This window comes from Pseudomonas sp. M30-35 (assembly GCF_002163625.1).
GTDB lineage: Bacteria > Pseudomonadota > Gammaproteobacteria > Pseudomonadales > Pseudomonadaceae > Aquipseudomonas.
On sequence record NZ_CP020892.1, the window covers coordinates 1,167,473 to 1,190,562 of the forward strand.

General features: G+C 49.3%; 22 protein-coding genes and 2 pseudogenes. 19 read left to right on the top strand and 5 right to left on the bottom strand.

Annotated elements, in window-relative coordinates; genetic code table 11:
- Positions 1 to 60: 60 nt before the first annotated feature.
- The 3 genes from mksF to mksB are packed head-to-tail and all read right to left on the bottom strand — an operon-like array spanning position 61 to position 4,858.
- The gene (mksF, locus tag B9K09_RS05435; protein ID WP_087515859.1) at positions 61 to 2,895 is read right to left on the bottom strand and encodes an Mks condensin complex protein MksF; all 2,835 of its coding nucleotides are present in this window, start codon (positions 2,893 to 2,895) and stop codon (positions 61 to 63) included.
- Complete coding sequence (gene mksE, locus B9K09_RS05440; RefSeq protein WP_087515860.1) at positions 2,892 to 3,593, bottom strand: Mks condensin complex protein MksE; 702 nt, start codon at positions 3,591 to 3,593, stop codon at positions 2,892 to 2,894. The genes mksF and mksE overlap by 4 nt, the downstream gene beginning before the upstream one ends.
- Positions 3,590 to 4,858, bottom strand: a complete 1,269-nt coding sequence (gene mksB / locus B9K09_RS05445; RefSeq protein ID WP_087518996.1) for an Mks condensin complex protein MksB — start codon at positions 4,856 to 4,858, stop codon at positions 3,590 to 3,592. The genes mksE and mksB overlap by 4 nt, the downstream gene beginning before the upstream one ends.
- A 276-nt stretch (positions 4,859 to 5,134) precedes the next feature.
- Between mksB and B9K09_RS05450 the strand changes: the two genes are divergently transcribed.
- The 9 genes from B9K09_RS05450 (at position 5,135) to B9K09_RS05490 (ending at position 14,202) form a co-directional block, all read left to right on the top strand.
- Positions 5,135 to 5,785 carry a hypothetical protein gene (locus B9K09_RS05450; RefSeq protein WP_087515861.1) on the top strand — a complete coding sequence of 217 codons (651 nt, stop codon included), beginning with the start codon at positions 5,135 to 5,137 and terminating at the stop codon, positions 5,783 to 5,785.
- 135 nt (positions 5,786 to 5,920) lie between these two features.
- Positions 5,921 to 6,964 carry a hypothetical protein gene (locus B9K09_RS05455; protein ID WP_087515862.1) on the top strand — a complete coding sequence of 348 codons (1,044 nt, stop codon included), beginning with the start codon at positions 5,921 to 5,923 and terminating at the stop codon, positions 6,962 to 6,964.
- 2 nt (positions 6,965 to 6,966) lie between these two features.
- A complete protein-coding gene (locus B9K09_RS05460; protein WP_087515863.1) occupies positions 6,967 to 8,013 on the top strand; it encodes a hypothetical protein in 1,047 nt (348 codons plus the stop codon).
- Complete coding sequence (locus tag B9K09_RS05465) at positions 8,003 to 8,608, top strand: DUF6160 family protein (protein WP_087515864.1); 606 nt, start codon at positions 8,003 to 8,005, stop codon at positions 8,606 to 8,608. The genes B9K09_RS05460 and B9K09_RS05465 overlap by 11 nt, the downstream gene beginning before the upstream one ends.
- An 11-nt stretch (positions 8,609 to 8,619) precedes the next feature.
- Positions 8,620 to 10,944 (top strand): DUF6160 family protein, encoded by a 2,325-nt coding sequence (locus tag B9K09_RS05470; RefSeq protein WP_087515865.1) that lies wholly within the window; start codon positions 8,620 to 8,622, stop codon positions 10,942 to 10,944.
- A 285-nt stretch (positions 10,945 to 11,229) separates the two neighbouring features.
- Positions 11,230 to 12,021, top strand: a complete 792-nt coding sequence (locus B9K09_RS05475) for an energy transducer TonB (RefSeq protein WP_087515866.1) — start codon at positions 11,230 to 11,232, stop codon at positions 12,019 to 12,021.
- Positions 12,018 to 12,470, top strand: a complete 453-nt coding sequence (gene rimI, locus B9K09_RS05480) for a ribosomal protein S18-alanine N-acetyltransferase (RefSeq protein WP_087515867.1) — start codon at positions 12,018 to 12,020, stop codon at positions 12,468 to 12,470. Before B9K09_RS05475 ends, rimI begins: the two co-directional genes overlap by 4 nt.
- 146 nt (positions 12,471 to 12,616) lie before the next feature.
- Positions 12,617 to 13,261, top strand: coding sequence for a carbonate dehydratase (gene can / locus B9K09_RS05485; RefSeq protein WP_087515868.1), 645 nt, complete (start codon positions 12,617 to 12,619; stop codon positions 13,259 to 13,261).
- A gap of 5 nt (positions 13,262 to 13,266) precedes the next feature.
- On the top strand, positions 13,267 to 14,202 hold the full coding sequence (locus B9K09_RS05490; protein WP_087515869.1) for a DMT family transporter: 936 nt from the start codon (positions 13,267 to 13,269) through the stop codon (positions 14,200 to 14,202).
- On the opposite strand, the gene B9K09_RS05495 is transcribed toward B9K09_RS05490, so the two are convergent.
- Positions 14,199 to 14,405, bottom strand: a complete 207-nt coding sequence (locus tag B9K09_RS05495) for a hypothetical protein (protein ID WP_087515870.1) — start codon at positions 14,403 to 14,405, stop codon at positions 14,199 to 14,201. The genes B9K09_RS05490 and B9K09_RS05495 overlap by 4 nt on opposite strands.
- 204 nt (positions 14,406 to 14,609) lie before the next feature.
- Here B9K09_RS05495 and B9K09_RS05500 point away from each other — a divergent pair, with 204 nt between their 5' ends.
- From B9K09_RS05500 to B9K09_RS05540, 8 genes and pseudogenes are all read left to right on the top strand, one after another.
- Positions 14,610 to 15,098: a PaaI family thioesterase gene (locus B9K09_RS05500; protein ID WP_087515871.1), complete on the top strand. Its 489-nt coding sequence runs from the start codon at positions 14,610 to 14,612 to the stop codon at positions 15,096 to 15,098.
- Between the two features lie 431 nt (positions 15,099 to 15,529).
- Entirely contained in the window at positions 15,530 to 15,796 is a 267-nt protein-coding gene (locus B9K09_RS05505) for a type II toxin-antitoxin system HicA family toxin (protein ID WP_087515872.1), read from the top strand.
- Positions 15,786 to 16,229 carry a type II toxin-antitoxin system HicB family antitoxin gene (locus tag B9K09_RS05510; protein ID WP_087515873.1) on the top strand — a complete coding sequence of 148 codons (444 nt, stop codon included), beginning with the start codon at positions 15,786 to 15,788 and terminating at the stop codon, positions 16,227 to 16,229. The genes B9K09_RS05505 and B9K09_RS05510 overlap by 11 nt, the downstream gene beginning before the upstream one ends.
- On the top strand, positions 16,226 to 16,675 hold the full coding sequence (locus tag B9K09_RS05515; protein WP_087515874.1) for a hypothetical protein: 450 nt from the start codon (positions 16,226 to 16,228) through the stop codon (positions 16,673 to 16,675). Before B9K09_RS05510 ends, B9K09_RS05515 begins: the two co-directional genes overlap by 4 nt.
- 201 nt (positions 16,676 to 16,876) lie before the next feature.
- The gene (locus B9K09_RS05520) at positions 16,877 to 17,938 is read left to right on the top strand and encodes a DUF4062 domain-containing protein (RefSeq protein WP_087515875.1); all 1,062 of its coding nucleotides are present in this window, start codon (positions 16,877 to 16,879) and stop codon (positions 17,936 to 17,938) included.
- 695 nt (positions 17,939 to 18,633) lie between these two features.
- A pseudogene (locus tag B9K09_RS22755) lies at positions 18,634 to 19,030 on the top strand (integrase); the annotation flags it as partial.
- A 74-nt stretch (positions 19,031 to 19,104) separates the two neighbouring features.
- Positions 19,105 to 19,542, top strand: a complete 438-nt coding sequence (locus B9K09_RS05535; protein ID WP_087515876.1) for a hypothetical protein — start codon at positions 19,105 to 19,107, stop codon at positions 19,540 to 19,542.
- Positions 19,543 to 19,969: 427 nt separating this feature from the next.
- On the top strand, positions 19,970 to 21,055 hold the full coding sequence (locus tag B9K09_RS05540) for a GTP pyrophosphokinase family protein (RefSeq protein WP_087515877.1): 1,086 nt from the start codon (positions 19,970 to 19,972) through the stop codon (positions 21,053 to 21,055).
- A gap of 156 nt (positions 21,056 to 21,211) precedes the next feature.
- Here the strand turns inward: B9K09_RS05540 and B9K09_RS05545 are convergent, their stop codons facing one another.
- A complete protein-coding gene (locus B9K09_RS05545) occupies positions 21,212 to 21,685 on the bottom strand; it encodes a hypothetical protein (RefSeq protein ID WP_087515878.1) in 474 nt (157 codons plus the stop codon).
- A 360-nt stretch (positions 21,686 to 22,045) separates the two neighbouring features.
- Between B9K09_RS05545 and B9K09_RS05550 the strand changes: the two genes are divergently transcribed.
- On the top strand, positions 22,046 to 22,216 hold the full coding sequence (locus tag B9K09_RS05550; protein ID WP_087515879.1) for a YhfG family protein: 171 nt from the start codon (positions 22,046 to 22,048) through the stop codon (positions 22,214 to 22,216).
- Positions 22,216 to 22,811: pseudogene (locus tag B9K09_RS05555) on the top strand (putative adenosine monophosphate-protein transferase Fic). Before B9K09_RS05550 ends, B9K09_RS05555 begins: the two are co-directional and overlap by 1 nt.
- The last annotated feature ends 279 nt before the right edge of the window (positions 22,812 to 23,090 follow it).

Sequence of the window (23,090 nt, forward strand, 5' to 3'; positions counted from 1 at the left end):
TGCGGCCCTTGTTGTTTATCCACGCTCAGTATCCCGATGTAGATTATAGCCGTTTAGGGCTTAACTCACTGCTTCTTCAGTCTCGGCCGGTTCTGCAGCTTTCACCGTACTTTCGCGCGGTTTGATGTACTTCCAGTCGGCTTCGTCAATATAAATACCGTTCGGGCCACTGCCGCCTTCGAGGTCGATTGCGACGTGAGCTGAAACCTGTGGCTTAACGGATGCAAGGATTGGTACAAAACCAAGCTGAAGGCTGGTTTCGATCAATGCTTGCTGGTTGCGCTCGTCAATGTCGGCCGCTTCATCCAGGTAGTAAGGTAGGCGTACGCGACCGGCTTGATCGCGATCCATCAAGTGCAGCAACAGGTACATGTTGGTCAGCGCTTTGATGGTCATAGTTGTGCCGTTGGATGCAGCGCCGTCAATGTCGGTATGAATCACCGGCTGGCCATGAACCTTAGTGATCTCAAACGACAGCTCAAACAGCTCTTTCAAACCCAACTGGTTGTGATTGGCAGCAACTAGGCGGGCCAAGTACTCTTTAGCTTCTTCGTTTTTGATGTCTTGATCGGCTGATTGCGACAAATCAAATACCGACAGTGTTTCACCTTCTTCGTATTGGCCAGCACTGTGGATAATCTGGTCAATGTGCTTAAGGGCTTCCTTGTTAGGCGCCAGAACAATACGGAAGCTTTCGAGGTTTGAGACCTGACGCTTGTTGATCTCGCGGTTAAACAACGCAAGCTGATGTTCCAGGTTGTCGTAGTCGCTACGGATGTTGCGCAAGGTACGTGCAATGTCCGTAACCGCTGCACGACGCGCCTTGGCCAGCGTGAGCGCTTCATCTTGACGGTGGGCATAAGCGTTGATCAGCAAGTGCAAACGACGCTCGACATCGTCCTCGCTGTCGAACTTAGCCACACCTTTCAAGCGCACTTGTGCATAAAGCGCATCAACTTGGCCATCAATACGCTGCAAGCCCTGCCATGCATCTTGATAGTCATTGAGCAGCGGCAGCAGGTTATCCAGCGAGTCATCAACCGGATCAGTGAACGGTGTACCAAAAGGCAAATCAGACGGCAGCAATTGGCGACGGCGTAGTGCATCTTCCAGGGTGCGCTCTTTGGCCTCAAGATCAGCCAACTGACGACCCACCAACTGCAGCTTGGCCGAGAGTTGTTGTACGCGTTCAGTGAAGGCATCACTTGAACGTTTCAATTCGTCTTGGGCGGCCTCATGGACGGCGAGCTGTTCTAGTTTGCTTGGTTTTTCTGCAACCAGTGTTTCGCTACGTCGGAAATCTTCGAGTGCTTTCTGCGCGTCGAGTACATCTTTGTACAACTGCTCAGCCTGCGACTTGCTTGCAGCACGGTCAGCGGCGACAGCTTGCTGAGTTTTAAGCTGCTTATATTCACGATCGAGGCGATCTTTCTGGTCACGCAAAGCCGCTCTGTCAGCCAGTGCTTGCAGAGCTGGAGGCTCGATGTTCGTAAGGTTAATAGACAGTCCAGGCACTTCAAACTGTTCGCCTTTGAAGCCATCTAGAATTGCCTCAAGTGATTTAACCCAAGCATCACCGTCTTCAACGTGAATGCCTTTCTCGCCCAGTGGCAGGCTGAATAGCTGGCCATTGAACAGGCGCATCAGGCGATCGACATCCTGTTGCGAAAACTCTTCGCGCAAACGCGAGTAGCTGTTGTTGTCGGCGTGCTCAAGCTGTTGCTTGACTGATTTCAGACGTTTATCAAGGTCACGCAAACGCTCATCAATATCTTCACTGGAGAACTGTCGAGATTGCGCCAGTGCTCCGGCGAGTTCGTCGTGTGCATCCTTGGCAGCGAGCAGTTGTTGCTCAAGAACCTGAACGTTATCGACCAGTGCAAAGCGGTGAGTGAGTGCGTCCAGCTCGCCAAGCCAGCGTTGGATTTCGCTGATTTCACGTTCAAGGCGCATCAGTTCCTGAGTGCCGCCGCGTTGCTCATTCTGTAAGCCATCTTGCTCATTACGATAGTGCTCGGCTTGAATGACCAGTTCCTCGCGCCGCGCCGCAGCGTAGTCCTGCCAAGTACCGAGCAGGCTGTCGAGTAGCGGCGACAGGCGATGCAGTTTGCCGCGCAGTAATTCACGTTGCGCGACACCGGCAGACAGCGCTTCAATCAATGACCCGGCAGTTACCAATGCTTGGTAATCCTGCTCCATGCGGCGTACATCACGGAAGGCTTCTTCAGTGGCGGCAATATAGTCAACACTGCCTGAGCGCAGGCTGTGTTCGAAAGCATCAAGGAACAGCTGCTTAAGTTTGGCCGCGGTGATCTCGCGCATGTGCAGTAGATTGATGAACAGCGCGCGGAAGGTTTTCAGGCTCTGCTCACTCGTCGAGCGTAGCGGAATAATTGTCAGATCCAATGGGATCGAGGTGTGTCCGCCAACCAGTAAGCGACGTAGCTCATCAGGCTTGAGTTCATAAGCCTTGATGCCTTCGCGTTCGAGGACGTTAAACAGTTCACGCTGACGTAAGCAGGTACCGTTTTTCTGGTAATGCTCAAGATCCAGCTCGCCTGCATAGGCAAAGAATTGATGACCAAAACCGCCGCCCGGCCCGCGCCCGGCAACGCCAATGACATGGGTACCATGCGGAAGTGAAACTTCAACCAGGATATAGCTTGTGTCAGTGGCAAAGTAGAATTTGCGCGACTGCTCAAGGCTGTACTTACCGAAGCTCATGTCCGACATGCGCGCGAGGATCGGGAATTGCAGCGCGTTAATCGACGCGCTCTTGCCCAGGTTGTTGGCGCCATAAACTGACAGCGGGTTTTCCAGAGGGAAAATACCAAGGCTGTAACCAGCGGTGTTTAACAAGGCAAAGCGGCGAATGCCGTAGCGTTCCTGGCTCATGCATCAACCTCCTGGTTTGCGCGTTCTGCGGCAATGGCTGCAGACATTGCCTGCTCTTCGGATAATTCGTCATCACTTGCTGCTGATTCGTCGAGGCGAATGATGTCTTCCTCTTGATCATCTATCAGTACCGGCGTTGGCAGCGGTAGATTGCTGTGCAAGCTGGCAGCCAGATCGCGGTCTTGTTGGACCGACAGGCAGACGTCCAGAAAACGGTGCATTGGTGCCAGGAAGCGATAGATACCGTTGTCTTCGCTGGCAAAACCCAACTGACAAAGACGGCGCATAACTTTTTCCTCAAGCTCATCTTGAGTGGTCACTTCCGCCTGCACGAACAAGTCGCGGTATTTCTCCAGCACGGCCGGCAACTCATCACGGCCCAGGCTGCCACCGTCGAGTACTGCTATCGGGTCTCGGCCTTGGTCGGCCAAGTGTTCAACCAGAATAAAGGTGAACAAGGCGAGGCGCTGGGCGGTCTTGTTGACCTGAGCACCAATTTGCTCCGGTACGAAATAGTAGAAACCGCGTGGATCACAGGTCAGTTCAAAGCCTAGAGCCTTGAACAGCGCCCGGTATTGATCTTGCTGGTTGGACAGCTGCGTATAGAGCTCCGGGTCGCGACGGCTAACGTGGTAACCCTTGAACAACTCACGGAATACAGGGGCTAAGTGGCTCAGTTCGGAAAGATCGATATTCATACGCTGCTCTTCTCGGCTTTGCTGGACGCCGCATTGCTTTTAATCAGGGCGAATGAGCTCAGGCTGACCTGATGCTCGGCGGTGAGGTATTCGCGGCGCTCGAGGCGGTCGCGCTGAAAACGCGAGTCACGTGATAAGCGTGAGAACCAGTACAACAACTCATCGGTTGCACCGTTAGGTTCCTGCTCAAGCAGCCACGTCATTAGGTCTGGCAAGGGTAAGGCTTGTTCGCAGCGCTCAAGCATTTCCCGGGCGGTACGCGGTGCACGAGGGGCTTGTCCCTTGCGGCTGCTACTGGCTTTCGGGAACTGCGCAGGTTTTGGCTCAAAGCGGGCGAGGGCATAAACGTATGCCTCAACCTGCGAAGCACTTCCCAGGAAAGTACTTTGCGGCCGGCTGAACATTGGCATTGACGCCTGCGGCACTGCATCAAGCCCTTTGCGGCGAATAGCCGAAAGCGCCAATGCGGCCCCACGTGTGACGGCGTTATGCCTACGCGCTTCTTCACGCAGAGGCAGTAATAGCTCACGTGCGCGGCGCAGGGTCAGTTGCGCAGTCGTTTGCATTTCGAGAATACGTGCATGGGTTCGTAGCAGCAGGTCGTCGTCAACCAATTGGCCAAGGCGCTGCTGCTCACTCAATAGGCGCAGCAAAACATGCTCAACACGATTGACGCCTTGCTCAAAAGCGCCGTCGGCAGCTACGAGTTGGATCATCGGCTCAACGTATTCGTCCCACGTTGCCAGTACTTCAGCGTAACGTTGGCGTAGCGGGATTTGCCGGTCGCTGGTCTTGGCTCGATCCGCAACGGCGACTAGCGCCTGCTCGTCATTCAATAGCTTTTTCAGTACGTCACGTACGCGCATGTCGAGCAAGCGCAACTGGCGCGCGAGGTCATGCGCATCGCGGACTTCGAACGCATCCTTTATATAGCCTGCCAGGCGCTCGAGGTGACGCAGGTACGCTTCGATTTCCAGACACAGCCCCAGGCGGTGTTCGCGGCGCAGGTAGGCAAGAAAGTCATGAATTTGCGCGTTGAGCTCAAAACGATTCGGACTTTTGGCAACCGGCACCAATATATCGAGACGAATCCACTGGTCGAGCAACGCGGTGATATCGACTGGAGTGCTGTCCGGTAGTTGCGCTGAAAGCTGACTGCGCAACTCAATCAGGCTTAAGGTCCCGGAGTCGAAGTGCTCGCAAAGTGGCTCAAGTAACGTCCAGTGTTCGGCTAGGGCACGCAATACGCGCTTGGGATCAATCATTGAGAGGCCAATCACCCAATTGAGAAAAACGGCAATTGTACTGCATCGCCGGCAAAACGCTTCAGTTACAACCGATCAGAGGTTACTTCGCGGGTATGCAGCATTTCGCAGGTGAGTTGTGGCGCCATTAATGTGACAGATTACGGCAGTATGCGACTGCCTAAAGAGCTTGAAAGGCCCAGGCGCGTGAGCTACTTCGCATTTAAACGTCGGATTCTTATGGCATTGATTTTGCGATGCAGATGAAACAGTACACGTTTGTTTGTGGTGCCTGATATGTCTGCCAATACCGCTGTATTAATTGATGATTGCTGGGCCGGACTAGAAGAGCAGAGCGATCTCGATTGGGATCTGCATGCGATCTCTAATCGACGTGAAGCGATTGCGTTCTTGCAACGCTTTGAGAATCGTTTGTGCGTTTACTCTCCATACATTGAAAAGCTATACAGCAACTACAGCTTCGTCGTCCCTCAGAGCGACCACGGAAGCATCACCATCCTGCCTGACGAGCAGGCTTGGCATGATACTTTTCAGGATATTCCTGCCCACGCTGTGGAGCCAACAGGGGTTTACATTATCCCGGGTGAAACCATGGGTCACTCTGGGCTGTATTTGAAAATACCAAATGAAAATCGTCTGGTGGCGTCCAAAGAATTGCCCTTTTATGACGGTTTGAGGTTGCTCATCCGACATTACAAAACCTTAGGCGAGGCATTCCTTCCGGTGCTGGTCAAAGGCGATTTGCGCGAGTACGAGGCACGTATGCCCTCGCTTCATCTGCACCGGGTCAAGCTAAATTGCCTTACGCATTGCTCGCAACTCAGCGTGAATACCCTGGCGCGGGCGATTACAGCTCATGTAATGGCGCTATTCGAGCAATATGGACAGCGTGCCACGGATGTGGCGATGCGTAACAGTTGCCATTAACTCAGGCTGGTTAATGACCTATCTGCTCTTTTAGGCCTCGACTATGGGTTGGGGGTGTTCTGCGTCAGTGGTTCTTATAGTGGTAATCAGAAAGAAGGTTACTAGCTTTCGTCAGATAAGAACCCTGGAGGCGGTATGTATTCGGTTTCCCGATTTAGAAAAAATGCATTGGCATTGCTCTGTGCTGGACTAACCAGTGCCGGTGTCAGTGCGCAAATGATCGAGATGGCGGATAAAGAGCTTTCAGGTGTGTCTGGCCAAGCGTTCATCAACCTGACAACCGATCAAAATGCAGGTGTTGACTACACCCGCTTGAACCTTGGCCTGAATGTTGAAACCCAGTTAAATATCAAAAAGCTCGAATTAGGCAAATATGATCGTGCGGGTGAGGACGCAGGTACTGCAGATATTCTGATCAACAATTTTGCTTTGGGCACGGTAAACGCAGACGACACGATCAACCCGTTTCAAATTACTGATCCCTATTTAGAGCTGGCATACGATGGCAATAAAGTCATTGGTGTCAGAGTCGGTTTTGGTGAAGCGAAAGGGTATCTTTCCGGTGATATAGAGCGTTTGACTGGCAATATTCCAATCAAAATCGAAGGCTCGGCCGCGCCGATATTTAAATCAGCTAATACGTTTGAAGATATTCTCCTGACCGTTGCAGGCGTTACCAGGCGTACAGCACTTCAAGCTGATGCTAGCCTGGTTACTCAAGATGGAGACCCCGACTCAATTCGCGCGACGTACTCAGGGCTTGAGAACGGTCAAAGGTTGAGTTGCAGTGATTGCAATTTGACTGGTTTCACCGATGCGCTGCTTAGTTTATTTGCCTCAAGAGGTTGTGAGGTTCTCTCACTGCCCACTTGCTTCCCGTTAAGCAACTTTAAATCCCTGCCTGTCGGCAATTTGAACTTGGCTGACAACCCAAATACCGCTGCGATAGAGGGGGCCGCTCGAGGATTCTTTTTGTCCTTGCAAACCCAAGATGTTGCCTGGCGTGACAGGGACAGCAATGCATTTCGTAATGTTCTTGCTGGCGCATTTCTAAATATTCCTAACTATCGCGATGAGAACGGCAACGTAGTGGCGCCGATTAAACTCAATTTTGAACAGGCCTTTAACGGTATCGCGCGACAGGATACCTGCTTGGGTTCTGCGACCGTGGGGTGCTGAAAATGAACCGTTTATTTTGCATGCTATGGGGGGCTTTGTTTGTGCTTCCGGTGCAAGCTGATCTGCAAGAAATGGACGATCAGCAACTTGCAGGCGTCAATGGCCAAGGCATTGCTTTTTCGTTGGAGGGCATCCTGCTTGATGCTTCTGAATCGAGCATATTCATTAACGATATTACCAATGCCTCGGGTGAAAATATCCCGATATCGGTCCATGAGTTCTACTTTGCCTCAACCGGAAGTAACAAAGGGAGCAACCTGCAACCGGTCAACCTTGGGCGTCTCAACAATCCGTTCAAGCTTCAATTTGGCAACGGGGAAGATCTGTTAACGCTAAGAGATGATGGTGTTTGGGTGCAAACGACACCCAATGAAGTCGCTATTTTAGAACTGAAGTTTCCCGAGCGTTTGACCGGTGTTATGGGGCAACCTTGCATTGCTGGATTTGCTGCAGCCGGTACTAACTGCTCAAGCCGTCTCAGTGAACGCCTCGATGCAGGTATTCGCTTTGATTTTCAAGTCGCAGCAGGGCGTACCGACATACTTAATATCGACATAGTCGAGTTGATTATGGATGGCAGCTATCTACGGCTTTGGGGCGATGAAACACGGGATCAGTTAGTCGGCGAAGCACGGATTAATCTCTTCGCAAAACGCATCGATTTAATGTCTTGTATCCCCGGCTCAGCGAACTGCGCCAGTGAGCAGGAACAAGCTGATCGCACTTTAAGCTTTAGTAATACCTACGCAAATGTTGCTTTAGGTTACGGCAAGAGCCAACCGTTATTGTTTGATGTGACGAGTGATGGTCAGTTTGTACTTGAACTACCCAATCCTGTTCGCCGTAACGCGGATGGTTCTGCTCGCTCAGTTGCTGAACGTAATGACATCGCCACTGATTTCTATACCAATGCCCCAAGAACCAATGTCGTTATCGGTAACTTAAGTTCTGGTAATAGAAATACTTTGTCCGGTGGATATAACTATGGTCAGAACACCATCAAAGGGTTGGGCATCAATTACCTAAAGGCGACTAGCCGTGATTTATAAAGTGCTTTGTGTGGCTGCTCTCATATTCTCGCCATCTTTATACGCAGAAATGCAGGCGCTTGATGATGCTACTTTGAGCGAATTAAGCGGGCAGGGTGGCGTGTACCTGTCGGGTGAACTAAGTATCAACAAAAATGGTGGTGTTCTGTGGGACACACCAACCACTAACAACCCTGGTGCCTGGGCTGCAAACCAACGTAGCTGTGCGGCTGCGAATGCATCCGTTGCAGCTGATTGCGGTTTGCGTGTAGCCGTACGAGCCGAAAAAACGGGTGGGTGGTATGTGCTGGATAATATAAAAGGCATTTTTAGCTTTGAAGGTTTGACCTTTCGTACTCGTACTATCAACAGTGGTTTTGATGGGGATGGCGCAATATTTAATCAAGATGTATTGGAGTTTGGTTTGCCGAACGAGATTACTTTTAAAGATGCCAACTACACATTCGGTGTTGCTAATCAAGGCAGTTGGAGAAATAACGCACTCAGTACAGCGCAAGGCGGCGACCCTAGTTACCAGCAAACTAATATCTTCTCTGTCACGATTGATGGTGTCACCCGTGTTCAAGGCAATATTCTAGTTTTTCCGAGTAACTGAGGACTTAAGTCATGTATCGTTATTCAATGGGTCTTATTGGCCTTTTCAGTTCGGTTCTGCAGGCCATGCAAGCGCTTGATGATAACGACCTGTCAGCAGTTACGGGGCAAGACGGTATTAGCATACAGACGAGCGGGCCGGGTTGGTCCGTAAGCAGTATTGATTATGCTCAAGACGGGCAGACACTGAGCCTTAAAAATGTCAGTAGTCGGCCGCAATCAGCCAACGCTGCTTCAAATACAACAATAGATGTCTTGGGCGGCCAACTTCAGGTTGAGCATAAAGGACGTGCTAATGAGTTGTCCGTGGGTAAGGTTGAAATCGCAGGCAACCCGAATAACTTTGGCAGTCTACGTATGTTTTCAACATTGGGCGCCAGCCTGAAGTTGAGGGGCGGAGGTGCAAGTGGTGTTAGTGGGTTCTCGATTGATGACAGCAAACTTTCACTGACCGATACTACATTTTACTACCGTGATAATGGACTTGACCTAGTCGTTAAAGGGGTTTCGTTCGATACCTTTCTGAATAATGCCTATATAGATATTGTGAGTGGCGGCAATGGCGAACAGGTAAAGCTTGATCTTGGCGACACACGCTTTGTTGCTTCGGTTGCGGGTATTGGCCTTGACCTTGCTCATTCTGATGCTGTCGCTGGTAATCCAGCTACGCCAAGTGCCCCTGATAGTCGTGACCCGCAGTCAGGGCGCAGCTTTGGCCAGCTAAATATGGATCTACGGCTTGGTGGTAGCATCAGTATCGCGGGTGGTGGCCAGAGCGGAGAGGGATTACGCCTGATACCTGACATCACTATTGCCAACAGCCTTTTTCAATACACAGACTCTGGGGTATTACGTGCTGAAAACTACTCAGGCGTGGTTGCTAGCCAATCAGGCTTGACCCTCGACTTTGAACAAGACGCCCAGGGCAGCTATGTAAAGTTAGCGTTTGAAGATCTCAACCTCGCCGCAGAGCTGCAAGGGTTGATTATTGGTGATCCTGCTAGTCAAAGAGTCGGTAGTGTCGGCTTTGACCTCAGTTTTCAAAATCAAGGCGGGTATGAAAACTATCTCAAGTTACGGCCGGGAGGAGATACCAACTCAGGCAGCGAAGGGATAACAGCAGATGTTAGTTGGAGTTTGGCTGATGGCGCTTTATCGCTGACCGATAACGGTAACAGTTTGTGGTTTAGCGGCTTGCGCAGCTACGGTACAGGCCAAGTGGCAGTTGATATAACCAAAAGCTGTGCGACTGGACTTGCTGCGGGTTGTTACTCCGGGCTCAATGACCTTGACCCTTCTAGCGGGAGTTATGACGGGTATTTCGATGGTATTCGATTTGGTCTTAACAATGTCGTTGGTCGTTATAGTCTCGATGGGATACGTGTTGGGAAGCCTGATGCACCACTCCAAGGCGGTAGCGAGCTACTGGTGTTACTCGCGATTTTTCCAGCTTACGATTTCACCCTTAATGGCCAGTTGACAATTAAGCCTGGCGGCTTTGTTGGTGATGGTTTTGGTTTTAATGCTGATTTCTATACCACCGAAGCGAATGCGGCGATCACAGTTGATGAAAATAGTCAGGGCTTATGGCTGAGTGGTGCCGAGTATGAGATGCATTATCGTGATGGCTCTGTGGATGTCAGCAATCAGGGAGTTGAGTTCAGAAAAGGCACTTATTGGTCAAAGCTTGATGTCTCCGATTTGCGCCTAGGCGATAAAGACACCGGAAGAAGCGTAGGCAGAATTGTGCTTAAGCGTTATGAGCGGGACTCACTACTAGCATTGAGCTCCGGTGGCGCAGGCGCATTGTGTGTCGGTGGTACAGGGGCGAGTGCTGGCGCTTGTTCTGCAAGTGGCGGGCGCTGGGATGATCGCGGCAATGAAGGGCTTAGCGCTAAATTGAAGAGTGTTTTTGTTCGGGACAACTCTGGCAGCCCAGAGAATGCTGTCTCAAACAATGATAAACGTAACCAGTTTATCCTCGAAAACGGCCGGGTAAATAACGTCAATGGCAGTGGTAGTCAGTGGGTTATTGATAATTTCTATACTTCAGATGGTGACCCTGCGAATCCCGATCAAAATACCTATGGCTTTAATGTCGACCTAGGTTTGGATGTTGCGCCTTCCAGTGTCTGTATAAAAAACAGTACCGGCTGTACACCAATTACCCCTGACCCACTTGGGTTTGCAGTGAACGCACGCGCACATTTCAAAGAGATCAATATCGAGCGGTTTCAAAATGTTCATCCCACAGGTGGCAGTGTTACCTCCTTCTATGGTGTGAAACTACAAAACGCGGATATCCGCGCAAACCTTACCGCTACACCGATCAATTGAGCGTGTGATTATCCTCATGGATCACAAGCGCCCTGGATTGCGCTGGCCGCTCGGTGCCAATCCGGGAAATCACTAACCCCCATTCCTATTAGAAATTGCTCTCGCTCTCACCTGCATAAATAAAGGCGATCAAGGGAATACGCTGGCTCCTCTGGCAAAGAGTGGGCGTATTGTTATTGGTCATGGCTGTGTTACTGGTATTCTTGGGGCACCTGTTAAGCCTTGCATAAGTGCTTTGGGCTCAATGCAGGTAGGCCAATAAGCACATCCACAGGTAGTTGACCTTTGATTCCAGAATTACGCCGCAGGGCTTATTTGAGTGCAATGCAGGTCGCCAATTGGCTGCCTCGTGTGGCATTACCCTTTGCTGCGCCTTCGCGGCCAGAGCTGTTAGAGCCACTTGAGGAGCCGATTGTAGAGGCTCAGCCGCAGGCAACTGCTGCCCCAGGGACACAACCAGCCGTTGATGTATCTGCAGTCGCACGGCCTCGAGTTGAAGTACCTCGGCCCAAGCCGCACGAGCGCAATGTCCGTCCAGCAGTGGGTGATGAGCAGCAGACGCCAACGTCTTCAGTTAAACCCAAAGTAGAACCGCCTCCGCGTTTTGCTTTACAGCTGCTGCGCGCAGGCCATTGTGCAATATTGGTTGAGCTACCCACCGGTGAGCCTTTGCAAGGGCGCGATCCAGCCTATTTGCTCCTCAAGGATATACTCCGCGCTGCTGGCTTGCCGGATAGCCCGCATATAGTTGGCCAACCCGTGCGCTGGCCATTATTGTCTAGTGGCAACATGGACCAAGGACCGGCTGCAGCCCTCGAATTCGTGCAGAGCTTTGTTGCGGCTCGCTTAGAAGAACAGGAGCCATGCACTTGCTTATGGCTAGTGGGTTTGCCGGCGATTCGCTTTGCCGGTGAAACTGATGCAAGTGACTACAACCGAGAGTTGCAAATTGAAGGCATTGGTAGTGCCTGGGCAGTACCTGGCCTGGAGCTGTTAATGGATGAGCCTGCACGCAAAGCTGCGCTGTGGCAGGCAATGCGTCGCGTAAGTCAACGTTGGATGAGTCTGCAGGAATGAGTGACGTACTATCGTTCCGCCCTATGACAGAGGCGGATATTGAGGCTGTACTAAAAATTGAGTACGCCGCTTACAGCCATCCATGGACACGCGGTACTTTCACTGACAGCCTCAAGTCTTACGACACTTGGGTGATGTTTGTAGGTTCGCAACAGGTGGGGCACGGTGTCATCAATGTGATCATCGATGAAGCACACCTGCTCAATATCACGGTTAAGCCTGAAAGTCAGGGCTGTGGATATGGTCTGCGCTTACTTGAGTTCCTGATGCAACGTGCAATGGAGCTAAAGGCGGGGGAGTGTTTTCTGGAGGTTCGCTCTAGTAATCAGGCGGCCTATCGGCTCTATGAGCGCTACGGCTTCAATGAAATAGGCCGCCGCCGAGATTATTACCCTGCGGTCGGCGGTCGCGAAGATGCTCTGGTTATGGCTTGTACGCTGATAGATTAAACACGTTACTGCTATTCAATCGTTCTGGGTGCTGTTCTCAGTATTGGTGGCGACGATGCACGCAACTGTGACCGTTACGCGAACCGGCTTGTCAAACCTTCATTGCGGCGCTTGAAGCGCACCTCAGTATTTTTGGAGTAAATGGAATGAGTGATTTACAACACCTCTTCGATAACAACGAACGGTGGGCGCAGGCAATCACTCAGCGCGATCCAGAGTTCTTTGCCAAACTGGCACGGCAACAGACGCCCGAATATTTGTGGATTGGATGCTCAGATGCGCGCGTACCGGCCAACGAGATTGTTGGCATGCTACCCGGCGACTTGTTTGTGCACCGTAACGTTGCCAACGTGGTGCTTCACACTGACATGAATTGCCTATCGGTGATCCAGTACGCGGTCGAGGTGCTGAAGGTTAAGCATATTCTGGTCACCGGCCATTACGGCTGCGGAGGTGTGCGCACCGCTATGCAAAACCGCCAGTACGGCCTCATCGATGGCTGGTTACGGACTATTCGTGATCTCTACTACGAGCACCGCAATGATCTCGAAAAGCTAGCCAACGAAGAAGACCGGGTCGATCGCCTGTGTGAACTCAATGTCATGCAGCAAGTCGCCAATGTCAGCCACACAACCATCGTGCAAAACGCTTGGCATCGTGGCGAGTCGCTGTCTGTGCACGGCTGTATCTACGGCATCAAAGACGGTCGCTGGAAGGACTTGAACGTGACCGTCGACGGTATTGATCAACTGCCAGCACAATACAGGTTACTCCCCGTCAGCCCTAAATAACCGATATGAAAAACTCTCGCACATGGGCCACGCTCGGCCTATTGCTCGCCATATTGTGCTGGTCAGGGAATGCGTTGGTTGCCCGAGCGGTTCACAATGACATCTCGCCATTTGCCTTAGCATTCTGGCGCTGGAGCCTTGCCTGTGCGCTGCTCTTGCCGTTTGTGATTGTGCCGCTACGCCGCCATATCGCCGATTTGAAACATGCCGGTTGGCGTTTATTGGTGCTCTCTGCTTGCGGCATCAGCGCCTATAACTCACTGCTCTACAGCGCAGCGCAAACGACCGTCGCGATCAACATCACGCTGGTGAGTACATGTTTGCCGCTGGTGACCTTTATCGGCGGGGGCCTACTGCTCGGCGAATGGCCTGCGCGACGTGCTTGGCTGGGCATGTTTATCGCGGCGATCGGCTTGTTGATTTTGATTACCCAGGGTAGCTGGGCGACGCTGACTTCAATGTCGTTCAACCCTGGTGACTTGATCATGCTGCTGGCTGTGACGGATTGGGCCTTGTACTCCTTGCTGCTCCGGCGTTGGTCCAAGTACTTGCAGCCCATACCTCCGCTGGCGCTGCTGGGCGTACTGATGGTGCTCGGTGTGCCGATGATTCTGCCGTTTTACCTGTTCGAGCTGGCCCAAGGGGCTCAAGTCAATATAAATGCTACAACCATTGGCGCGATTATCTATACGGCGCTGTTTGCATCCTTGGTCGCCTACCTCGCATGGAACCACGGCATTCGTGTGGTTGGCGCAGCAAAAGCTGCGCTGACCAGTTACTTAATGCCGGTGTTCACAGCGGTTTTGGCTTGGCTTCTGCTGGGCGAAAGCTTGCAGGCATATCACTGGGTTGGTGGTGCCTTGATCTTCAGTGGCCTGTTGCTGGCAACCCAAATGAGAGCCAACAATGCACCCAAGGTCCAGGCTAGGGTGATTGACTAGCTCGGGACCTGTAATTGCAAGCCGCTCGCAGCGAGTTTCAGCCACAGCATCGTGGCAACGAAACCAAGCAGGCTCAGCACTGTATAGCCGACCACAATCCCCAGCGCGATCTGCTTCCACAAACCCGCGTAGTTAGGGCTGGGCTTCGCGCGATAGTGTTCAATATCGCGCTCAGCGCGCAGATTTTCAAAGTTGTTGCTCACAGCATCGCTCCATACATTCGGGCGCAGGGTATTGCAGGCTTGCGGCCCGTAAACACTGCTAGATTGGTTGCTGATTATGCGGCTCTTCGAGTGCGCCGTATGCTGAAATTATTGCGCCTGTACGCGATTTTACGGCATGGTTGCGGCCGATATCGTTGTGCAAACTGAAGCGCACAGCAAAGAGTAATCAAGAGGTGTTCAAGCATGCACAGGGTTTCCCTCCAAGACGCCGCCGCGCCAGAAGGTATCTGTTATGGCTGCGGCAGTAGCAACCCGCATGGGTTGCATGTCAAAAGCTACTGGCATGAGGATGGCGTGCACATCATGGCTGAGTACTTGCCAGATGAAAAATACACCGGCTGGCCAGAACTGGTTTACGGCGGGTTAATTGCGATGCTGGTTGATTGCCATTCCAACTGGACCGCGATGGCCTACCACTTTCGCGCAGAGGGTAGAGAAGTCGGCAGTCTGCCGCGCATTGACTGCGTCACCGGCAACCTCGGTATAAAGTTTATCAAGCCAACCCCAATGGGCGTGCCACTCACCCTGCGCGCTAAAGTTGAAGGCGAAGTAGGACGCAAGAGCCGAATTATCTGCGAGGTGTACGCAGGCGATGTGCTTACGGCAATTGGTGATTCAATATTTGTACGCGTCGACACCGCACAACTAAGTGCCGCAGCGCATGGGCGATGAGACGAACACATGTAAAGGGCACTAGGGAATAGCGCTCGCGCGCGCAAACAAGGGCTTGAACCCGGACCCTTGCATTATGAGTCGCCTGTGGTCCTGCTGGCGGTCCCTTAGCTACTCATGAAATGAGGCTTTAAGTCCCTTGGCCCCCTCATACTCTCAGTCCTTCACATAAAAGGCTTGGTGGTCACCTTGCGACCGCGTTTGACGCGGATGCGTCTTGGTCTCTTTCCTGTGAGGTGCTGTAACCATAGGGCTATGCGCTTCGGGCTTGATGATGGCAATTTAGTGGTGCAGTATTCTTGAAAAAATCCACTTTGACACTATCTACAAGCTGTAAGGATGAACAGGTGTGCAAGGATGACAGTGCTTAAAATTGCTACTACTCTGCAACTATATTATAGTTGCACTGATCCAAGGCAGAGACGGCATTTATGAGTCAGATTGACAAGCTGATTGCCAAGCTGACCAAAAAACCTTCCCCAAAGGATTTTTCATGGAGCCAGCTTCAGAAGGTGATGAAGCATTTCGGTTACAGTGAGCTTGAAGGTCAGGGGTCAAGGAAAAAATTTTTCCATCCAGAAACCGGACATAAAGTGCTTCTTCATAAGAGGCATCCCGATAGCACTCTAATCGGCCCTCAAATTGAGGATGTTGTTGAATCGCTAATATCACAGGGTTATTTGAAAAATGACAACTAAGACGCTTGAGTACAAGGGATTTCAAGGGTCGGTAGATTTTGACGCACTCTCTGATGAGATGTATGGAAAAATCTTACACATTAACGACCTCGTAACTTATACATCTGACTCTATTAAAGGGTTGCGTGAGGAGTTTGAAGAGTCAGTTGACGACTATTTGGAAACTTGTGTTCAACTTGGACTTGATCCAGAGAAGCCATTGTCAGGATCTTTTAATGTGCGAGTTGGAATACAACTACATAAAGAACTCGCGAGATATGCAGCTAGAAATGGTTGTTCTATAAATGAAGTTGTAAAAGATGCAGTGAATTGCCATGTCAACGGTGTGCGTAATGAAGTTCACCACCATCATTATGCTTATAATGAATATGAATCTAGTGAAATCATTATGAGAAAAGCTGTTAGTCGTCCGCAGCTTACGGTGGTGAAATGAGCCTTATAAATGCGGCTTTAAAACAAGTCACTATATCAAATGTTTTCGGTCGTTCGTACGAAGATGGAATAGATGAAACATCGCCCGGTTTTAAGGCTAGGTTTGGACTTTCAATAAATTCGGAGGACTTTGGATCGGAGAATGGTTATAGCTTCCAAGTGACTCAAAATTTTGAAGCTGTATTTTCTGAGAAAGAAGAGCCTTTTTTTAGAATTGAAATTATTGGGCATTTTTGCGCATTGCGCCCGAACGGTATGAAAGAGTGGATTGATACTGAGGAGGCCGCCTATATATTAGGTGCAACGTTGTATCCTTATCTTAGGAACCTTTCCAAGCCTCTTTTAGAAGGGCTTGGTTCTGCGCAAGTAGATTTCCCGTGGAGCTCACCTCCGATTTCAAAAATCACTCAAAAAAAAGTAAAAAGAAAAACAACTAAAAAAAACTAAGTTAACCCGGCTTTTATGCCGGGTTTATTTTTCATACGACCACGTTTTTTCTCGTAATCCTTCTGTGCATTCCTTTACGTCATCATCAATGACGTTCCCGGGTTTTATGCTTTCTTTCACGGCACCTCCTAGCGGGCCACATTTTAAAGCTTGGAGGTGTCTACGAAACTAGAGGGGGAATTCACATTGCTCGGAGGGCTTATGTCTGCTAAATACCAAATATTCGTTAGTTCTACGTATGTTGATCTCAAGGATGAAAGAGATCTTGTAATTAGAGCGATTCTGGAAATGGGGCATATTCCTGTTGGTATGGAAATGTTTAGTGCTGCCGATGAGGAACAGTGGAATATTATAAAGCGTCAAATAGATCAGTCAGATTATTATGTTCTTATTGCCGCGCATCGTTACGGTTCTTGTGACTCATCAGGACTTAGCTATACTGAAAAGGAGTACAATTATGCACGTGAGATTGGTGTGCCAGCGTTAGGCTTTCTTCTTGAGGAATCGGTTAGCTGGCCGAGAGAAAAATCTGAAACGTGCCCTGTTGCAATAGATCGTTTGAATTTATTCAAGACAAAAATCAGAGATAGGCCTGTCAGTTTTTGGCGCTCAACTGATGATTTGTATGGGAAATGTTCTATTGCATTGGTTAAAGCTTTTAATGCATATCCTCGTGAAGGCTGGGTTAGAGCATCACAAGTTCAAGATACTGCTGCTTCAAAGGAGATTGTTCGACTAAGTGGTGAGAACGCGGAGTTGCGAGAAAGGATTTTGGGATATGAGAGGGCTGATAGCGAAGAGACTGCTATAACTGAAGCCTTGGACCTGCTTAGATCAAATTTTAAGAGTATCAACGTCTGGCGGAAAGGGGATAAAACTTGGAGTGAAGGTGCTGAGGTAACTCTATATCAGATTTTTGAAGTTCTTGCTCCAGAGCTTCAAGTTGAGTCTGATTTAGTGACTATTGCTAAGTTTATTGCAACTAATGCTATCGGTATTTCTAGCTCTGAAATTAGAAGTACTTGGCCGACTCCTCGTAATGTAATCAGGGCAATATTAGCCGACTTTGCAGCTTTGAATTGCATTGTACCCTCAACGCGCAAGAAACCTGTAGCTAATACTAATGAGTATTGGACGCTTGGTGAGTTCGGAGTAAAACTCTTGGCACATATGCGTCGTAGGCGACTTGCTAAAATAGAGAGTCTTTTGCCAATCGACTCTGACTCTGACTCTGATGCTGATGTCGATGCAAGTGTAGGGTAGTTGTAATTGAGTTGAGGGTTTACCATTCGTTGGTTCATAAGCCCTCCATGCACTCCTTCACGTCATCATCAATAACGTTCCCAGGCTTAATGTATTCCTTCATGGTGCGTCTAACTCCGCGATTGGTTTCGCGTTCTTTTCGATATTGGGCTTTAAGGTTTGCGCGTGCAGCTTCGCCCATCGGGCTGTTAGATCCAGCGAATAACTCACTGACTAGATGATTCAAGGTCTTGCTGTCGGCTTCGGCAGCTGGGCGTATAGCGTCGCTACAGGCTTTGATTCTTCTGCAAGGGCTGGGCCTGCTGTTAGGGCTAGTACAACAAATATCCTTTTCACACTTATTTTCCATTCCTTCGAGCGTACCAGCGTCTAGCAACTTTATTAGTGATCACTACCCCAAGTTTTGACCTGGAAAGTTTCTGTTTACCTCGTCGAAATTAGGGCTAGTTTCGCCATTCGCGGGATCTGTCCTTTGCCCTAGAGAGTACTAGGGGTGGCAGTCTGCTATCAAGCCCACTTCGTTTGTCATAACGAATCGTCTTGCAGCGTTCTTCCTTGATACCAGCAGCCTTGCTGGTTTGTATTTAGGGGAAAAGGTTCTAGCTTTGCAGTGCGCAGGTGGGCTTAGTCTCAAGCTATCTCAACGGTCAAGATTGGGAGCCGTCAGGTGATTAATCTGCAGTGCGTTCACCGTAAGCCTGACGCGTGCAGCTATCTTCGGGGAAAGGCGCATTTTCACCGCACTAAATACCGCTAGTCGCGCTCTGTGCCAATACCTAATAGAGGTTGAGGCCGAGGCTTTCAAGGTGGCCATGCCGGGTAACGGTCGTTTATTTATGTCCTGCAGGGCTGCATTTCGTAGTGCTTATGAGCTGTACGGCTTTCAGCCTCTAGGTCAACTAATCCACATTTTGCGCCACACCTTCGCCAGCCATTACATGATGGGGGATATTCTCCGTCTGCAGAGAATCCTTGGTCATTTATCAACATCATGACCATGCGCTATCCACATCTGTCGCCGGATCATTTGGAGTCTGCACTACGATTGTCGCGCCATTGAGCCAAAGCCGCTATTTAGTTCTAGCCGGTTGAGCGGGACTCAATTGTCATCGTCTGCTAAATCTGCACATACTCCAGCCCAAAGAAGACCAATCTTAGGGCGAAACATGGAAAGCAAACTACCAGTACCTACGGATAACATTTTTAAGTTCTATGCACTTTTTGGTTTGCTGCTGATTATTTTCTCTCTCTCAGCTGTCGTTTATGTGACTCAGTCAACCAACACCTTGCTTTTTTCATCACTTGTAGAGCTTGGTGAGTTGAAAGAACAAAAGGAACCACGGCAATCAGTACAGGTAAGGATCGCTGGGCTTGAGCGCTTGGTAGAGGTAGGGAAATCTAATCGGACGTTTTACAACATTACTCTTGGTTTACTGCTTGGAGTTGGAGGGATGATTTCATATTACGGCTTTTCTTGCTGGCACCGAATCATTCAGCCAGTAATAGACGAAACGCAGAAGGTTCAGCTTGAGATAGCAAAGCTACAATTAATGAAGCTCCAGGCTGAGCTGCAGCTATCTGAGGAAGAAAGGCAGGAAGAGTAGGCGCGCTGTAGTCGCTCGCGCGCACAAAAAAGGGCTTACCTTTCGGTAAGCCCTTTTTTGTTTGGTGGTTACGCAGGGACTTGAACCCCAGCCCCAGCATTATGAAAATTCGTCACCTGATCTCGTAACCTCTGGATGTGAGTGATTACGAGGGTTTGAAGGGGGAGGACGGGGGCAAAGTTTGACTACTACTAGGTGTTGTTGTCATTTGGGACACTCTTGTTTGTCGTGCACATTGTTGCATGCTAGAGTTCAATAATAGTTAAAGATTTTTGTTGTGGATCCATGGTCTATAACTCTGAAAATGTATCCAGTATTGTGTTTTTGAATTTTTATTATTTAGTAAAAGCATATGGTACATCTCTAGCATTTGTTTTAAGTGTGGCTGATGTGCTAGGCAACTTAATAGCTTAGGTTTTTATATAATATGTCTGAAAAGAACGTTAGTGATATTGAGCAGGCTTGTGTTGAATATACAAGAGTTCGCCCAGACTATGTGAGCTATACCAGCAAGGTCCAAACATTGTTTGAGGATTTGTTGCGGGTAAATGAAATTGATTACCATCTTATAGAGTCTAGGGTAAAGGATGTTTCCAGCTTTCGCGATAAAATTTCTCGTGCTTCAAAAGCATATTCCGATCCTCTTCGAGAGCTTACTGACCTCGGGGGTATACGCATCATCACCTATTACCAAGCTGATGTTGATGATATTGCAAAGTGTATAAGGCAACAGTTTGAAGTTGATCAGCATAACTCAATAGAGCACTCACCTGATGGTGCTGAATTCGGCTATCGCTCTGCTCACTATGTTGTACAGATATTAGCCGTGCGTGCAAAGCTACCCGAGTGGGGTGGTTTTGCGGATTTTAAATTGGAAATACAAGTTCGTACTGTTCTTCAGCATGCGTGGGCAGCTATTTCACATAAGCTTCAATATAAGCATGAGGATGATGTTCCTCAAAAACTACGGAGAAAACTATTTAGACTATCGGCTCTTTTTGAGCTGGCGGATGATGAGTTTATATCTCTTAGGGATGAATCGATTGAGTTATCGTCAGCAATTGACGAAAAACTGTCAGTGGGTAATAAAGATATAAAGATTGACTTTGTATCACTGAGTCATTATTTAAACAGGTCTCCCGAAGTCGCTGCATTGTGTGTTTGTGCGTCAGAAGCTGGGTTTGTAATTGAAGAGAGTAGAGTTGATAGTGATTGGCTTTCCGGGCTCGTTCAACTGACTTCTTTGTTGGGGGTTGTTGATGTCTCTGAGTTGGATTCGGATCTGGCTCAGGCGCTTCCTAAGGCTAAAGAATATTTTCAGGTGCAACTTGAGCGGGGCAATGACGAGGATCCTGGTCTGTGGACTGTCACTCCTGAGTTTATCTGTGTTTTAATTTTGATTGGAGTGCATGCGCAAAAAATTGAACCTGAATTTTTTGCTCCAAATGATTGGAGCGAGAACATTGCTTGGCGCGTTCTAAATGTCGCGAAGATGTTTGACTTTAGAGGTTAGTCAGAGTAGCGCTCAATATCTTTCAATGCCACAATTTCTCCTTTTGTATTGAATGCAGCTACGCAATCCGTTTCAAATGCGCACTTTAGGAACTCTACGTATTGGCTACCCTTGCTGCGGTAGATGATGTGGCCTTTCTTCTTTTGATTGCTGTCTCTAGTTAGCAAGAGAAAATCCTTGGCTATCTTTAAAGCTGCTTACGTGTTCTGGCTCTATTCCTAGGTGAGCGCAAGCATCTCTGAAGCCCTTGGCACGTTCTTTATTCTCGAAGTGGATTACATCCAGGAATACTTCATCCGTGCTTTCTAGCGTGCTGATCTGGGTTGCGGTAGTTGGAGGGAAGCCAGGGAAGATTGGTTCTCCGTCATCTGAGGGTGCTTTGAGCTTGTGGCTTGTGGTGAACGCTCCGGTGAAGGTCACCACTTCATCCACAAAGCCAGCTTCTGGTGTCACTACCTTGTAGATGATGGGGAGGGTCACTTCTGTTTTTGGGCATGTATAGCGTTCGCTGGCATTTGACCTGCGAAGGTGCTCGAAGCTGGCCATGTCGATTACGTTACCCAATGCTTTCCCCTTGCCTTTAGCAGGTTTGTGTTCTGCTAAGTAAGCACTCCCTTGGCTCAAATTCAAGCGGTGCTCATCCTGGTCTTCTTCGGCTAAACCACCGTCGGGCCACTTCCTGTGTTATTTGCTGCCCGTTTTGGATTCTTCCAATTTTACGTCTGCTGTTTGGTAGCTTGGGCTGTAGTGGTCAACTAACCCCGACCCCCAGCATTAGCATTATGAATCGCTTGAGTAGCGCCTTGTCAGCCCTGTTCACCCCATAAAACGGGCCTTTCAGGCGGGGGTAAAACTGGTTGCTACTCAGCTTTGCAGAAAAATACCTGCGATGTAGTCATCACTCTGCAAGTGGCTGTGATATTCATTTTATGGCAATAATTTTACTGATTTTCGCTATAATAATTAGGTACGCAACGAAAGGGGTTATTAATGCCAGCTGCATCCCTTAAAGCCAAAAAGGCATACTACGCCAAGGCTCGTCAGTCTAACTATGTTGCCAGCCTCCGCTTGGAAGGCTTCCAGGTAACTCGGGCAGACGCTGTGCGTAAGCTTCCAACCCGTGAATCCGTTTTAAGCGCCTACCGTAACAAGCCAGCTTAATGCTTGATAAGTACGGCACAGGGAAGATCCCTATTGCTACCCCGGTACGAACGTTCTTCGCAACCTCCTCAACATCACAAATGATGATGACCTAAACGAAGCTGAGCACGTTCTGTCTGAAATCGCCGCTAGCGAAATTGAGTTCGACCTCCCTCCCTACGACTTTCAATACCTGCAGCGCATCCACCGTAAGCTGTTCACAGATGTCTATGAATGGGCGGGAGAATTGCGCACGGTCGATATTTCAAAAGGCGAGACGCATTTCTGCAACCTTGCCCGAATCGAGGCTGAGTCTCAAAAATACTTCCGTAGCTTGGCTAGCGCTAACTGGTTTGAGCCGCTTGGTCGTACTGAGCTGGTTCTGGCTGTAGCAGAGCTATTTGGCGACCTGAACGTGATTCATTCCTTCCGCGAGGGTAACGGCAGAGCCCAGCGAATCCTGTTCGAGCACATAATCATCAACGCCGGTTACGAGATCGATTGGTGGGTTGTCCAGGAAGGGGAGTGGGTGCAGGCCAATATTGATGCAGTGATATGTGATTACACTGCGTTGGCTCGCATCTTTGATCGTTGCATCGGCTCGTCGATTGCCTGATAGTTCCTAGCTTTCTGAGTTTCGCTTAGGCTTCCAGCTTACGGAGTTATGAATTCTCCGTAATAGGCAAGACAAGCCTGTATTTAAGGTTTTAGGTAGCTTTAACAACTGCAAAATGCAGAGCTTTCCTCTAAAAATATTCAGTTGTAGTCACCTTGTGGTTTAACTGATCTATGCGTTTTTGTACGAAATAACTGTTCCATAAAAAAACAATAGTTTCTAATTTTAGTTATAGGAAATAATGATCTATATTGTATTTGGTGTTGTGCTTCTTGTATT